This is a genomic window from Paenibacillus sp. FSL M7-1046 (assembly GCF_038007405.1).
In the GTDB taxonomy this organism is placed as follows: Bacteria; Bacillota; Bacilli; order Paenibacillales; family Paenibacillaceae; genus Paenibacillus_AQ.
This window is the reverse complement of record NZ_JBBOXB010000001.1, coordinates 2,072,913-2,086,974: the sequence shown is the minus strand read 5'-3', so window position 1 is coordinate 2,086,974 and position 14,062 is coordinate 2,072,913. Positions and strand designations below refer to the sequence as shown.

Annotated in this window: 13 protein-coding genes; 5 read left to right on the top strand and 8 right to left on the bottom strand. The window is 50.6% G+C overall.

What is annotated here, in order from left to right:
• Positions 1-221: 221 nt before the first annotated feature.
• Together NYE29_RS08890 and NYE29_RS08885 are read right to left on the bottom strand one after the other, a co-directional pair.
• Positions 222-1,109, bottom strand: a complete 888-nt coding sequence (locus NYE29_RS08890; RefSeq protein WP_340895489.1) for a TIGR03915 family putative DNA repair protein — start codon at positions 1,107-1,109, stop codon at positions 222-224.
• Positions 1,109-2,419, bottom strand: coding sequence for a putative DNA modification/repair radical SAM protein (locus NYE29_RS08885; protein ID WP_076113466.1), 1,311 nt, complete (start codon positions 2,417-2,419; stop codon positions 1,109-1,111). The genes NYE29_RS08890 and NYE29_RS08885 overlap by 1 nt, the downstream gene beginning before the upstream one ends.
• Before the next feature lie 231 nt (positions 2,420-2,650).
• On the opposite strand from NYE29_RS08885, the gene NYE29_RS08880 reads away from it, so the two are divergent.
• The 4 genes from NYE29_RS08880 (at position 2,651) to NYE29_RS08865 (ending at position 6,873) form a co-directional block, all read left to right on the top strand.
• The gene (locus NYE29_RS08880; RefSeq protein ID WP_076113443.1) at positions 2,651-3,100 is read left to right on the top strand and encodes a LytTR family DNA-binding domain-containing protein; all 450 of its coding nucleotides are present in this window, start codon (positions 2,651-2,653) and stop codon (positions 3,098-3,100) included.
• The gene (locus NYE29_RS08875) at positions 3,093-3,503 is read left to right on the top strand and encodes a hypothetical protein (protein WP_076113442.1); all 411 of its coding nucleotides are present in this window, start codon (positions 3,093-3,095) and stop codon (positions 3,501-3,503) included. Before NYE29_RS08880 ends, NYE29_RS08875 begins: the two co-directional genes overlap by 8 nt.
• A 186-nt stretch (positions 3,504-3,689) precedes the next feature.
• The gene (locus tag NYE29_RS08870) at positions 3,690-3,881 is read left to right on the top strand and encodes a hypothetical protein (protein ID WP_038584764.1); all 192 of its coding nucleotides are present in this window, start codon (positions 3,690-3,692) and stop codon (positions 3,879-3,881) included.
• Between the two features lie 205 nt (positions 3,882-4,086).
• Positions 4,087-6,873, top strand: a complete 2,787-nt coding sequence (locus NYE29_RS08865) for a glycoside hydrolase family 3 C-terminal domain-containing protein (RefSeq protein WP_340895486.1) — start codon at positions 4,087-4,089, stop codon at positions 6,871-6,873.
• Between the two features lie 278 nt (positions 6,874-7,151).
• On the opposite strand, the gene NYE29_RS08860 is transcribed toward NYE29_RS08865, so the two are convergent.
• The 6 genes from NYE29_RS08860 to NYE29_RS08835 form a co-directional block, all read right to left on the bottom strand.
• Positions 7,152-7,544 (bottom strand): type II toxin-antitoxin system death-on-curing family toxin, encoded by a 393-nt coding sequence (locus tag NYE29_RS08860; protein ID WP_340895484.1) that lies wholly within the window; start codon positions 7,542-7,544, stop codon positions 7,152-7,154.
• Position 7,545: 1 nt separating this feature from the next.
• A complete protein-coding gene (locus tag NYE29_RS08855) occupies positions 7,546-7,839 on the bottom strand; it encodes an AbrB/MazE/SpoVT family DNA-binding domain-containing protein (RefSeq protein ID WP_076113439.1) in 294 nt (97 codons plus the stop codon).
• A gap of 72 nt (positions 7,840-7,911) precedes the next feature.
• On the bottom strand, positions 7,912-10,593 hold the full coding sequence (locus NYE29_RS08850; RefSeq protein WP_340895481.1) for an ABC transporter permease: 2,682 nt from the start codon (positions 10,591-10,593) through the stop codon (positions 7,912-7,914).
• Positions 10,590-11,273, bottom strand: coding sequence for an ABC transporter ATP-binding protein (locus NYE29_RS08845; RefSeq protein WP_076113437.1), 684 nt, complete (start codon positions 11,271-11,273; stop codon positions 10,590-10,592). Before NYE29_RS08845 ends, NYE29_RS08850 begins: the two co-directional genes overlap by 4 nt.
• 66 nt (positions 11,274-11,339) lie before the next feature.
• Positions 11,340-12,530: a sensor histidine kinase gene (locus tag NYE29_RS08840; RefSeq protein WP_076113436.1), complete on the bottom strand. Its 1,191-nt coding sequence runs from the start codon at positions 12,528-12,530 to the stop codon at positions 11,340-11,342.
• A complete protein-coding gene (locus NYE29_RS08835) occupies positions 12,523-13,206 on the bottom strand; it encodes a response regulator transcription factor (RefSeq protein WP_076113435.1) in 684 nt (227 codons plus the stop codon). Before NYE29_RS08835 ends, NYE29_RS08840 begins: the two co-directional genes overlap by 8 nt.
• 166 nt (positions 13,207-13,372) lie before the next feature.
• Between NYE29_RS08835 and NYE29_RS08830 the strand changes: the two genes are divergently transcribed.
• The gene (locus NYE29_RS08830; protein WP_340895477.1) at positions 13,373-13,957 is read left to right on the top strand and encodes a lysozyme inhibitor LprI family protein; all 585 of its coding nucleotides are present in this window, start codon (positions 13,373-13,375) and stop codon (positions 13,955-13,957) included.
• Positions 13,958-14,062 lie beyond the last annotated feature (105 nt).

The window sequence follows — 14,062 nt, the reverse complement described above, 5'->3', positions numbered from 1 at the left end:
GCTGGAGTCCGTTTTCCTACTGTAACAGGCTAAAAGCCCCAAATAAGTGCAACTCGGTCCGTTTGTACTCAGAGCCAGGAATACACTTTCCGGACACACACGCCTTCGGAAGAAGAGCGAAGTCTCTGGAACACCGAGACGTAAGCCTCCACCAAAAAAACTACCTAGTAGCGAAACGCCTTTCTCCGCATGTGATCAGAAAATGGTACTGTAAATTGTCCTTATCGTTCTCCCTGAAACGGATCCCGTCCTTGTAAGGATGGTGTAGCCGTTTCTACTTGGTGCACTTCACGCCGCTCCTTGCTCTTCAGTCGTGTAGTTTGCGCCTGTTTTGCTGTGAGCACCGGTACCGCCGCATTGCCCCCGTCCATTTCCGTAAGTTGCTTCCAGTAGCGCTTGGGCATCAGGGAGGAACGCAGCCGGTCGTTGCGGCGCTCCTGGATACCGATGGCAGTATAGAATTTCTTCCACAGGCGGCGATAGGCTTCTTCAGCCGCATCCGGCTCCGGGGGTATCCATTCCTGCAGTGGAATAATGGCTTCTTGGCCGGGCTGATGGATCAGCGCCATCCTATGGGTCTTGTCATAGATCATGAAGCTTTCGCCCTGAAACCGGTCGCAGAAATGCCCCTGAATGACAGGGAGCACGTAGTTGCGGGGTTCAATCACCGCCGCCATGACCGGACCGTAAACGGAAAACCGCACAAAACCGAGAAAAAGATGCCCTTCCCGCCGCAGATGCTGTACTGCCTTCTGCAAGGCGTTCACGGTATCATCGGCAAGCATGTCCATAACCTTGCGGCCATGTGCGAAGCCGAGATACAGAAAATTCAGCAGCAGCAGTTCCTTGTCTGGCGTACATGTCCAGAATCCTAAACGGACAAGCTCTTCGGCCTCAGGACAGATGCGCAGAGGTATGGAGCGCAGCACCCGGTCTGCTTTGGCGTTGTCGGTCTCAATCCATTTGGATTCCAGCAGCAGACCTTGCCCCTCACCCTCCGAATGTATGGTAAGCGGGGTTTCTTTCCATTGATAACTCTCGAACACGCAGCATAGCAGGCCCTCAAAGCTGCCGTCATAGGTATAGGCCAGAGCGGCCGTCTTGAACATCAGGAGGATTCTCCTTTCCTCAGTGCTGCCGCTCCCGCTGCAGGCAAGGCTGCCAAATACGTGTCATCGAACAGGGAAAGCTGCTCGTACTGCGGCTGTAGAAACGGGGACAGCTCTTGGCCGGACATGAGTGAACGAAGCAGGGTATGCTCGCCGACTTTTAACCCCTCCAGCATTTTTCCCTTACAGGTAATGAAAAATTGAGCGCGCTTCAGCACGACACCGAGCTTCTTCAGCGCGTAAAAATCCAATGTTCCCGCCCGCCGTGCTTTTACAATCCGCTGAGCACTCCTTACGCCGATGCCCGGTACACGCAACAGCGTTTCGTACGGCACACGGTTGATTTCAACCGGGAACTGTTCGCGGTGATTGATGGCCCAGCTGCATTTGGGATCAAGCAGCGGATTGAAATTGGGCGCCGCTTCATCCAGCAGCTCCTTGGCCTGAAAGCCATAGAAGCGCAGCAGCCAATCAGCCTGATAGAGCCGGTGTTCCCGCAGGAGCGGCGGTTTGGTGTCCAGAGAAGGCAGCAGCGAATGCTCTACCACGGGGGTGTAGGCAGAGTAAAAGATACGCTTCAGCCCATACTTCCGGTACAACCCTTCCGTGAGGTTGAGAATCTGGTAATCGGTATCCGGTGTTGCCCCTACGATCATTTGTGTACTCTGCCCGGCCGGTGCGAAGCGGGGAGCATGGTTGTATTTGACAATGTCCGAAGAATTCTCGTTTATCTTCTCTTTAATAAGGGCCATCGGTTTCAGAATGGACTGTTTGCTCTTATCGGGAGCAAGCCGGCCAAGACTCTCCTTGGAGGGCAGCTCGATGTTGACGCTCATGCGGTCGGCGAGCAGGCCGAGTCTGGACAGCAATATATCATCTGCGCCGGGAATCGCCTTCACATGGATATAGCCCCCGAAATGATGGACGTTCCGCAGCAGATCCAGAGCGGCAATCAGCTGCTCGGTTGTATAATCGGGGTTACGCATAATGCCGGAGCTGAGAAACAGGCCTTCAATGTAATTGCGGCGGTAGAACTGCATGGTGAGGTCTGCGATTTCCTCCGGTGTAAATGCAGCACGGCGCGTCTGATTCGATTTGCGGTTGACACAATACGCACAATCATAAACACAGCTGTTCGTCATGAGCACCTTTAGCAGTGAAATGCAGCGGCCGTCCGCCGCAAAGCTGTGGCAGATGCCCATACTGACGGCATTGCCCATGCCTCCGGCCTGACTTTTGCGGTCCGATCCGCTTGAGGTACAGGCCACATCATATTTGGCCGAAGCCGTTAAAATTTCGAGTTTCTCCATGATATCCACGGTCAAATCCCCCTCACTTGGGAAAAGTATAACCCGAACAAATGTTCTTGTCAAAATCAAAGAAATACATAAAAATACACACATAAGGATGTCCTTTCGTGTCAGTGCATATGCACCGCAGCGCGCCGTGCAACAAAGCCGCAGGATTTTGCAAGAAAACGCAATACTATAGTTTTAGCAAGGTTTTGCTTATAAGATTAGTTGTGAAAGGAGGGCGCAGCATTGAACGTTATATTTGAAGCCGATTCAGGATTAGACCGGGGTGTAGCCAAAGTAAGTACCCATCCTGCGGAAAAGGAACATTGGGGGAATATTAAAGAGGCTATTCATACCGCAGAGAAAAAGCTTGTAGTGATCAACGCGAAAAATGACCGCCATGTTCAAATCGGGTGGAGTACGGTTGCTGTAATTGAAGCGGAAGACCGCATGTGCAGCGTACGTGTAATTACCGGAGAAAGGTATTTGCTCAATAAACGGTTGAAGGTTGTCAACGAAAGTCTGGATTCAGCCCTTTTTATGAAAATTAATAATCAAACAATCATCAATACGGGTTATATTAAAGAGTTTTCATCCACAGACAACGCAAGGATTCAAGTGGTGCTCACGGATCATTCCAGTTACTTTGTCAGCCGCTATTACATTAAACAATTCAGGGGGAGATATCATGATTAGCCAGTTCAAGCATTCTTTTTTTCAAGTATTTACGGTGACATCCTTATGGGTAACGTTACTGTTAACGTTGTTTTATAGGGAACAACCGATCAGTATGGTATACCTGTGGCATGTTGCGGGGATTGCTGCAATATCGGCCGTATTATTTGGAATTATGTACGATGCCTTATGGAATCATTTCACTTTAAAGCCGTTCTGGAATATTCTGATTTCCTCCATTATTACGATAGTGGGCGGAATGCTGATTGTCTGGTTATTTTCACAAGATATGTTTCACGTTATTCTGCCCTGGTGGCCCGGAATGCTGTTATTGTCGGTTGTATTGCACACCATAGCTTTTTATTTCTACGCTAGAATAGACAGCCGGAAAAGAGTGGAAGAGCTGAACAAGATACTGAAGTAGGCTGCAGCGGGGCGGGGGGCGAAAGTGTTATTCCTAAGGAATTAACTACTCCCGGCTCTGTAATCTGGCCAAAATGTATGCGCATTCCTACTTATGCTATAATAGCATCTAATAGTAGATTAGATTGTTGGTTTAGGCTGAGTGGGTTTGCCGATTTGTGAAAATTAGGTCAGGGGTGTTGCAGGGATGAGAGGATATAACATTTGGCGTCCGTTGATGCTGATATTGGTTGCGCTGCTTACGAGAAGTGTGGTTACGAACCTGTGCCTTCTGTTTGGCATGGGCAATGATTCAGCGACCAGCGTCGGCATGATCGGCGCGATTATAGCTGCGTTTGTGATGTATAACCGGATGACGAAACAACGGCGTAAAAAATAAAAATCAGGCCGCCGGGGACCGCGCCCCTTCGTGCTTTTCCTAAACACCCGCTCCTGGAGCGGGTGTTTAGGAATGTCTGGGTGGATGAACAAGCCGAATATTCACAATATTAACAGATGAAACTTTGCTTTTATAGAAGCTGAGCTTGTATATTAATATTAAGTTGTTGAAATAAGTATAGAGATGATAATAGGGAGAGAATACATTGAGCACACAAAGTTTTGGAGTTCCATTAGAAGGGTTTGCTGAATTCAGCAGAGTCGTCGCCGCAGAAGGTGCAGTGCTGTTAAAGAATGAAGGACAAGTTCTTCCGCTTCAGGCAAGTGACAACGTTGCCATTTTCGGCAGAACCCAGGTGAATTATTATCGCAGCGGAACCGGTTCGGGCGGCAGTGTCCATGTTTCGCATACAACCAATCTGCTGGATGGTCTTCGGAGTAAACAGAACATTTCCATTAACCAGCCATTGGCAGCTGTATATGAAACGTGGATTGAGAGCAACCCTTTTGATAATGGCGGCGGGGGCTGGGCTGCAGAGCCGTGGCACCAGAAGGAGATGCCTTTAACCGATGAACTGGTATCAGAGGCAAGAGCTAAGTCCAATAAAGCAATCGTAGTGATCGGACGTACGGCCGGAGAAGACCAGGATAATGCCGACGAACCGGGAAGCTACCAGTTAAATGATGAAGAAAAAGCGATGTTGAAGCAGGTGACGGCCTATTTTGAGCAAACCGTCGTTGTGCTGAATGTCTCCAATATTATCGATATGAGCTGGTTGAACGATGAAGGTTATGCGCACCCCATCCCTTGTGTGATTTATGCTTGGCAGGGCGGTATGGAGGGTGGCAATGCGATTGCCGACGTGCTGGCCGGAGAAGTGACACCAAGCGGTAAATTAACCGATACGATTGCTTATTCCATCGAGGATTATCCCTCGACCCGTAATTACGGTAATGAACTCAAGAACTTCTATCAGGAAGATATTTATGTGGGCTATCGTTATTTTGAGACGTTTTGCCCGAAGCGGGTTCAATTTGAATTTGGATACGGTCTATCGTATACCCGGTTTGAAGTGAAGCCGGAAGAAGCCAAAGTGATCACCAAGGATGGAGAAGCCTACATTGCTATTGAAGTAAACGTATCTAATACGGGAACTGCCTTTGCGGGAAAAGAGGTCGTTCAGGTCTATTATGAAGCGCCGCAAGGCAAGCTGGGCCAGCCGGCCAAAGCTTTGGCTGCCTTCGTGAAGACCCGACTTCTCCAGCCGGGTGAATCGCAGCGTCTGACTGTAAGCTTCCCTGTTCATTCGATGGCCTCTTACGATGACGCCGGAGTGACCGGTCATGCTTCTGCTTATGTGCTGGAAGCCGGGACATACCGCCTTTACGTGGGAACCAGTGTTAAAGCGCTGGCTGAAGTTGGCGTGGAAGGACAGAGCGGTTACAGCGTGGAAGCTCTTCAGGTTGTGGAGCAGCTGCAAGAGGCGCTGGCGCCGACGGAGAGCTTTACAAGAATACACCCGGGAGTCCGCAAAGCAGATGGCTCTTATGAACTTACCTATGCAGAGGTGCCGAAACAAAAGGTTTCTATGGCTGAACGCATTCAGGGCAATCTCCCTGAAACCTTAGCGCAAACCGGCAATCAAGGATATAAATTAAGAGATGTCCATGAAGGCAAAGTCAGCATGGAGGCTTTCATCGCCCAGCTTAGCGACCAGGATCTGGCGGCGATTGTCAGAGGCGAAGGCATGAGCAGTCCGCTCGTTACACCGGGTACGGCTTCGGCTTTCGGTGGTGTAAGCGATCAGCTGTTCAGTTATGGAATTCCGGTTGGCTGTACCGCAGACGGCCCGTCTGGCATTCGCATGGACAGCGGGCAGAAGGCGACACAGGTTGCCATTGGAACCTTGCTGGCAGCAACCTGGAATGCTGAATTGGTGGAAGAGCTGTATGTCATGGAAGGCCGGGAGCTGTTAAGCAACAGTGTAGATGCCTTGCTGGGACCGGGTCTGAATATCCGCCGCAGTCCATTGAACGGGCGCAATTTTGAGTATTTTTCAGAAGATCCGCTGATTTCAGGGATTTTTGCTGCAGCCTGCACCCGCGGGATTATGAAGGGCGGCTCCAACGCCACACTGAAGCATTTCGCCTGCAACAATCAGGAGAAGTACCGCAGTAAGGTGGATGCGATTGTGTCCGAACGGGCGCTCCGCGAGATTTATCTGAAAGGTTTTGAAATCGCGGTAAAACAGGGTGGAGCTAATTCGATTATGACCTCCTATAATCCGGTGAACGGGCATTGGGCGGCATCCAACTATGATTTGAATACTACGGTTCTTCGCGGAGAATGGGGCTTCAAGGGCATCGTGATGACTGACTGGTGGGCGATCATGAACGATGTCGTGGATGGAGGTCCTGCTGACCGGAGGAACACAAACTGGATGGTCCGTGCACAAAATGACTTGTATATGGTTGTCAGCAACTATGGTGCGGAAACCAATGTCTGGGGAGACAACACGATTGAATCCCTGGACAATGGCACCCTGACCCGTGGAGAGCTGCAGCGCAGCGCTATCAATATTTGTGAGTTCCTGATGCAGGCACCCGTGTTCTCCAGAGAACAAGTGATTGCAGAAACGGTTGATGCCTTCAAGGCGAATCCGGCTCTTGCCGCTGGGCAAGCACAAACCGTAGCTGACAATGCAGTGGTCCAAACAGCTGCAGCCGGATCGACCTTCATAAAAGTTGATCAAGCGGGTGTATACCGGATCTTTGCAAGCGTCATGTCTCCGGATACAGAGCTGGCTCAGAGTGCAAGCAATATGACTCTAAACGATCAAGTGGTGACGACTATTCAAACCAATGGAACAGACGGCAGATGGATCACGCTGAAGCTCGTGAAGATTGAGCTGGAAGCGGGCCTCTATGAAATGAAGTTTGATTTCGTCAAACCAGGCATGCAGATTAACGCGATTGAATTCAAACAAGTGTAATGAAGACGGCCTTGGAGTTTGGCGACACCTGGAAACGGATCGATCATGCTACATCTGTCGGTGACTGGAGCACACCTATTCCAGTGACAAAGATGTTGTGAAGAAGGATGGCACCGGACTCAAGAAGCTAAACTAGAAGCACTCTATGAACTGAATAACCGTAAACTAGTAAAAGACACCTCCAGGGGTGTCTTTTACTTACTCCATATGTATGAAAATAACAGCATATAAGTTTCTACGAATGCAGTCACAATTTTGATGATACTCCAAACAGATCCTTACTTCTGTACTGAGTGCTGAAGAAGAATATTAGCCATCTTTTCTAAGGAATACTCATTCTTTGCAATATCCACAATAAACTCAACCGCATGCAGACGTTCCATTTTTAGGTGATATCCATTCAGCATCAAAAAAGACTTTACCGCGAGATAAGCCGTACGTTTATTACCATTATAAAAGCAAGGATTCTTAACCAAAGATTCCAATAAGGCGGCTGCTTTATCAAACAATGAGGGGTAGGCATCTTCGCCAAACAGACTCTGCGAAGGTCTATGTATAGCAGAGTCAAGCAAGGTAGGGTCCTTAATACCCGCCTGATCTGCGTCGTCCATTTTTCTCATCATATAGTAGTGGGCTGCAACGATTTCTTCTGTGGTCAGAAAAATAGTCATCTTACCGATCCCTTAGATCATCAAATATTTTTCTATCCTCTTCAAATACATCATAAAATGCTTCCAGAACTTCGGGACGGACATGAGCAGGCAGTTCTGCATGCCGAACCTTTCTCAGTACGATTTCACCTTGATTATTCTCAATGAATTCAATTTCATCGCCTTGTACAACATTCATTTTCTCGGCAAGGCTTTTAGGCAGACTGACACCAAGGCTATTCCCCATCCGGCCTATCTTTCGGGAGTAACGTTTTGTTGCATCTTTCTCCTGATTTATCTTGATCGCCCCATTCATTCAGATATCCTATTTTATCACGCTCTATAAAGAACGCAGCATAAAAGGTCCAAAATAGGGTATATTCTCCGATTACAAGTTCTCATCTTTGATGGCATCAATCACATTCTCCTGCCGTATCCTTGCGCCGGTGATTTGGTAGGCCAGTCCTACACTGCCTGCGGCAAGGATAAAGCAGCCTGCTAATTGAAGCCAAGGGATCCCGGCCAGAAAGTCCTTCCACGTAGCGGCAATTGCGTAATGCAGCATAATACTGCAGACGCCGGTCAAAATCGGTATAGATAGCAGGGAGGGCAACAATCCAAAGTATAGTCCTTCCAGCCGCAGCATACGTTTCATACCCCGGGGAGACAAGCCCATACTGCGAAGGATCGCGAACTCGCGTCTTCGGGCTGAAAGGTTGCCGGATACGGTGGAAAAAGCACCTGTGATGCCTATGCAGCCGAGCAGGATGGCAAAGCCGCCGACCAGCAGCTCGATGGAACGGATGGCGTTCCGGTTGCTTTCCTCCCGGCTGAACAGGGTGGTGATGCTCCAATCTTCAGGTGGCAGGTATTGATTCAGGATCTCACTGGCCTGCTGCCGGGCCACAGCCAGCTGTTCCCGGGGAATGTTCATCTTATAGGTAATACTCTGGTAATCCAGCGACCGCTCCATGCTGAGTTTCTGAACAATACCCTCATACGTGTCCATCGGCACGATCACCACCAGATCCAAGGGATAGTAATGCTGGTCGAGCGTCGGATATTGGCTGGTCACGGCACCGATTGCAAGCTTATACTGCCCACCCGTATGCGGCTGGTCAGAGAAATGATCTTCTTCAATAGTGATTGAATCACCGGCGGCAAGCTGAAGATACTCCGTTTCCGGGATGTTGTACTTTTCGATAAAAGAGGGAATATTGCCGCTGGTCCGGTTAACTACGATAGCCTTGGACTGGGCCTGATCAGCAAATAGAGCTGCGTCTACCCCAATCTGGGCGCAGTAAGCGGCAAAGGAGGCGCTATCCAGTCCTTTCAGCTCCAGAAAAATTCGCGGCTGCCCCTCCTCTTGCAGCAGATCGGTAGGAAAGCTGCCGCCGGAATCACCGAGATAGTAGCTGTCCTGAAATCCACCGGCAGCCGCAAAGGCCGGATGGATTCGCTGCTTATCCCATTTAAGGGAGTGTTCAGCCTCCCGGTACACCACCTGCTGCTGAACACCGGACAAGCCGGACAGCAGCTTCATCATAGCCGGATCGGGCTGCTCCACGGTGGTCATGGACAGTTCGAAAGTGTATTGTTTCTGGGCCAGTGCCAGCTTCTGGTCGGCTATCCAGATGACCGCGAAGCTTTGAAAGCCTACGAGCAGCGTAATGAACAGCGTGAGCGAGATTATCGTCGTGCGATAGGCTTTTTTGTTGGCTGCAAAGGCGCTGAACGCAAGCCCGCCCTCAGGGCTTAGTCTGTTATGTATCCAGCGGTATTCGCGTGTCTTCCCCGCCTTCCTTGTAGCCGGGACATTTCGGATGGCTTCTATCGGCAGCAGTTTGGCCAGTTTCCGGGCAGGCGTCCATGCGGACAATAATACGGTGGCAAAGCTTGCTGCCCCTGCTATGCCTACGATGGGCCAAGAGAATGCAATGCGTAAATGGTTGTTCGCAGAATCGGCTAACAGGGCGTCGATGGCTTTGATAATAACGGCCATTCCGGCGTAACCAAGCAGCAGTCCCAGGGGGATGGCGATCCAGGCCAGCCCCAAGGCTTCATATAATACAATGCGGCGAATTTGCTTCGGCGTTGCACCAACGCTTTTGAGAATACCCAGTTGCCTGATTTGGCTTGCTGTTGTAACTGTAAAGGCATTGTAGATCAATATGGTGAAGAGGAGCATCACCAGCCCCATCGTTAGAAGGGCAGAGAGTACATACCCGGAGGTTAGGGCAATTCCGCCATGGACACCGGGCCCCTTGAGCCCGTACAAGGCGAGAAGCGGTGTATTGTAAGTAATGGCGTAGCTTCCGGAAGCATTCGGCTTCTGGCCAATGTTCCCGGCCAGCTGCGGAGCCGTTTCATAAGCATCAGAGATGTTACGTAGCCGCAATGAGACGTTAAACAGCTCTTTCGGTGAAGCCGTCTGCATATCCGCGAAGCCATAGGCAGAGTAGCAGGGATAAGAAGATACGGAGGATTCATTGATCGTTCCCGTAATGATGAAGGCTTGTTCACCAGCAGGCTGAAAGGTTTCACCTTGGAGCCGTGGGGCATAGTCCGCCACCGGCCTTCCATCCAGCATACGTTGCCCTATGGGAAGCTGAAGGCTGTCTCCTATTTGGTATTGGGGATTCTCGGCAAAAAATAATTTGGATACGATGATCTCGCCCTTATTCTTTGGGATCCTGCCTTCCAGTAGTCTTCCTGTACGCGGGCTGTTCTCCCAAGCGGCATCGCTCAGCTGTACCAGATTCAGATAAGGCCGCTTTGTGCCCTCCAGCTGTAGCGACTGGTGCTGCGATTCCAGATAGATCTCATCCACCTGCGGATGGAGCTGAATATATTTCAGCTGTTCTGCCGGAACCGGTTGTCCTAAACGGGCATGCCAATTACCGCGGTCCTTGACGGTCGTATCCACCTCGTTAAGCCACTGGGAATAAAGTAGAAAACCAGAGGCGCAGAGTAAGGTGGCAGCGATCAGAATGGCCGTGAAGATGAACATTGTGCTGCGCTTGTTCGCCTTGAGATGGGAGCGGACGTAGTCTCCGATGATAGTATTCATTGCCGGATCACCTCGTCGGAAACAATGCGGCCGTCTTCCAGGGTGATAATCCGGTCCGCTTCCAGCGCAATCTTCTCGTTATGGGTAATGAGCAGAACGGTCTGATTGAATTGCCGATGGGACAATTTCAGCAACCCGACCGTTTCCTCTGTATTTTTCCTGTCGAGATTTCCGGTCGGTTCGTCCGCCAGTAGAAGAGCGGGTCTGTAAATCAAGGAACGGGCGATAGCCACACGCTGCTGCTGCCCGCCGGACAGCTGGCCCGGCAGGTGGTCGAGCCGCGATTCCAATCCCAGGCTGCGGATAATGTCCTGCAGCCGCTGTTCATCCGGCGGTCTTCCGTCCAGAAGCATCGGCAGTACAATATTTTTTCGGACACTTAAGGCAGGAATAAGATTATAGAACTGGTAGATCAGCCCGACCTTCCTTCTGCGGAATACCGCTAATTCTTCTTCGTTCAGCTGTGCAATGTTACGGTCCTCAATCATGATCGTACCGCTGGTCGGGCGGTCTACGCCGCCCAGCAGATGCAGCAGAGTGGACTTGCCGGAACCGGAAGCGCCGATAATGGCGACGAATTCGCCTTTTTGTACCGACAGCTGAACGGAGTCAAGGGCGGTAACGAGCGAATGTTCCAAACCGTAGGCTTTCGTCAAGTTCTCACAACGTAATATTTCCATGGGTGGAGCCTCCTTTGTACGGTCCACTCTACCAGCCCACGGTGACATTCCGGTGACGGTGGAAGATTAATAGGCATACCACTTGATGACAAAACGGGCCCCGCCCTCCGGCCGGTTCTCCGCATGGATGCTGCCATTCTGCCGCTGAATGATGGAATGGGCCAGCGCAAGACCGATACCAACGCTGTCCTTGCGGGCATTGCTCCCTCTGTAAAAGCGTTTGAATATATGCGGAAGTTCTTCCGCAGGAAATCCCGCCCCGGAATCCTCCACTATAATTTGCGTGTACACGGGGTTCTGTGCGTAAGATACAGTGATGTTGCCGCCAGTAGGGATATGCTCCGAACAGTTCATCAGTACATTGAGCAGTGCTTCCGAGCTCCAATGGTAATCTCCGCGGTAGCTGATGGCAGGGCTGGATTGAAGGGTCAAGGTTTGCCTTCTGCCGGAGAGGATATTCTCCAGAGGTTCAGCGGCGCTGGCCAGCATCGTGTACACATCCACCGGAAGCTGCTGCAGTTCCAGCGTTCCCGCATCCAGCCTGGACAACGTCAGCAAGGAAGATACCAGACGCTCCAGGCGGGTTAGCTGGCTTTGGATTTTCTCCACATACAGGGCGTCTGCACTGTTCTGCCTGCTGTCTGCCAGTAATTCAGCCATCAAAGAGACAGAAGTCAGCGGTGTCTTGATCTGATGGGCAATATCGGACAGATTGTCGGCGAGCGATTGCCTTTCCAGCACGGCTGTCTCACGGGTATGCCGCAGCTCTACAACAGTCTTATATAATTCGTCTTCCAGGAAAGAGTATTCATCCTCACCAGTCCGGGGCAGAATATGGTGCTGTCCCTGATTAATGGAATAGAGATAGGCTGTCAGTCCGGCGATTCTTTCCTTTCTTTTGATTTGTAATCGATACTGAACTGCTGCAAACAGCAGAAACAGGAGCATCCACAGGCCCACACTTCCCGTGATGATCAGCAGGCGGTTCTTGTTATTAAAAGTGTGGAGGGTATACCCATAGCGGTGCAGAAGTTCGGTGCCGGTCTGCAAATCGGCGGCAATCCCGTCATGCAGTCCCTGTACTAACGTCTGTTCCAGCTCCGGGTAGCGGCTGTAGGATGTCCCGGTGAGCCGCGCCGTTTGGGTGTACTCAGCCTGCGAGACGAGCCGGGATATGCCAATCCCCATAACCAGTCCGGCAAACAAGGCAGCGGCGAAGGCCAGAAGGAGAAACCGGCTGTACCTGCGTCTATTCATCATCAGGCTCCAGGCGGTAGCCGATGCCGCGAATCGTCTTGATGCTGGAGGAAGGGCCTAATTTCTCCCGCAGCCGTTTTATCATCACGGTCAAAGTGTTGTCGTTGACAAAATCCCCGTCCGCATCCCATAATTTCTCAAGCAGCACTCTGCGGGTCAGCGTCTGATTCTTGTTCTGCAGAAGCAGCAGCAGCAGGCGGTATTCACCGGCGGTCACCGGCACCTCTGTTCCGCTGCAGAATACCTGCGTTTTGACCGGGTCAAGCAGAAGTGCTCCGCAGGTGAGGCGGGCTGACGCAGGGGCGGCGATTCCTGTCCGGCGCAGTACGGCCTGGATGCGGGAAAGTACCACACTAAGCTGAAACGGCTTAACGATATAATCATCGGCTCCCATATCCAGACCCTGCACGATATCATGCTCGTCATCCCGCACAGTCAGGAAGATTACCGGAATATCGGACATCTGTTTGACGTAAGAGCAGAAATCATAGCCGTTGCCGTCAGGAAGATTCCAGTCCAGCAGGATCAGATCATGGGGGCTGGCGGTCAGCATATTTTTGGCGGTACTGACCCGATCGGCATGTTGGATACCAAAACCCTTTTGCAGCAGGAACACTTTAAGTCCAAAGGCAATAGTCTCGTCATCTTCAACGATCAGAATTTGTTGTTGTCTCATGTTTCTAGTATATCTATTTTAGTTTTTGGAAGGAAAGTATATCTTTAACTATACCTGCGATGATTACAATGCTGCCAGTGCAGGTAATATATACAAATAAGCCTCTGCTAAAAGGTAAGCCAAACCACACGATATATACTATAAAGCGATGATAGGGTGAGGACGAATGAGAAAAACAATGATATTGACTCTATTGACCTGCAGTTTAGTATTTGCCGGTTGCAGTAATAATGCAGACAGCAAGGTAAATTCGGCAGAGCCGGATCAGACTGTGCAGCAAACAGCAACGGCGCAGGCACCGGCAACAACGCTAGAAACAACCCCGGTAACAACCCCGGAAGCCACACCGGAGGAAACGTCGCCTGCAATCGGGCAGGAGCCTGCCGCCGGATCGATGAAGCAGGACTACTTGAAGAAGCTGGATAAGATTGAAGAGGGGCTTACGGATTTGCAGGCTTTATCTGATGAAGGGACAACGGCGTCAATGATCGAGGCTGCGGACAAGGAGTACGGACGGTGGGATGCGGCTCTAAATGAGATTTACCAGGTGCTCAAGCAGCAGCTTCCGAAAGATGAAATGGCCAAATTAAAAGAAAAGCAATTAAAATGGATCACAGAAAGAGATGAAACGGCGGCGAAGGCAGCGGCAGAATTTGAAGGCGGAACGATGGAGCCGCTGGAATATGCAGCGACCCAGTCAGGGGTCACGAAGGAAAGATGCTATGAGCTGGTTGAGCTGTATATGAAGTGAACAGGATACATCGCAAAAAAGACACCCCCGGGGTGTCTTTTTAATATTGTAAGAAAATATATACAGAAACGGATGTCGTTCTTTGTTAAAGAAGGAATAGCTGGT

Bases quoted from the DNA above. Each gene is read 5' to 3' on its own strand.
- NYE29_RS08890 (WP_340895489.1), bottom strand. From the start codon at position 1,109: ATGTTCAAGACGGCCGCTCTGGCCTATACCTATGACGGCAGCTTTGAG.
- NYE29_RS08885 (WP_076113466.1), bottom strand. From the start codon at position 2,419: ATGGAGAAACTCGAAATTTTAACGGCTTCGGCCAAATATGATGTGGCC.
- NYE29_RS08875 (WP_076113442.1), top strand. From the start codon at position 3,093: ATGATTAGCCAGTTCAAGCATTCTTTTTTTCAAGTATTTACGGTGACA.
- NYE29_RS08870 (WP_038584764.1), top strand. From the start codon at position 3,690: ATGAGAGGATATAACATTTGGCGTCCGTTGATGCTGATATTGGTTGCG.
- NYE29_RS08860 (WP_340895484.1), bottom strand. From the start codon at position 7,544: ATGACTATTTTTCTGACCACAGAAGAAATCGTTGCAGCCCACTACTAT.
- NYE29_RS08855 (WP_076113439.1), bottom strand. From the start codon at position 7,839: ATGAATGGGGCGATCAAGATAAATCAGGAGAAAGATGCAACAAAACGT.
- NYE29_RS08850 (WP_340895481.1), bottom strand. From the start codon at position 10,593: ATGAATACTATCATCGGAGACTACGTCCGCTCCCATCTCAAGGCGAAC.
- NYE29_RS08845 (WP_076113437.1), bottom strand. From the start codon at position 11,273: ATGGAAATATTACGTTGTGAGAACTTGACGAAAGCCTACGGTTTGGAA.
- NYE29_RS08840 (WP_076113436.1), bottom strand. From the start codon at position 12,530: ATGAATAGACGCAGGTACAGCCGGTTTCTCCTTCTGGCCTTCGCCGCT.
- NYE29_RS08835 (WP_076113435.1), bottom strand. From the start codon at position 13,206: ATGAGACAACAACAAATTCTGATCGTTGAAGATGACGAGACTATTGCC.
- NYE29_RS08830 (WP_340895477.1), top strand. From the start codon at position 13,373: ATGAGAAAAACAATGATATTGACTCTATTGACCTGCAGTTTAGTATTT.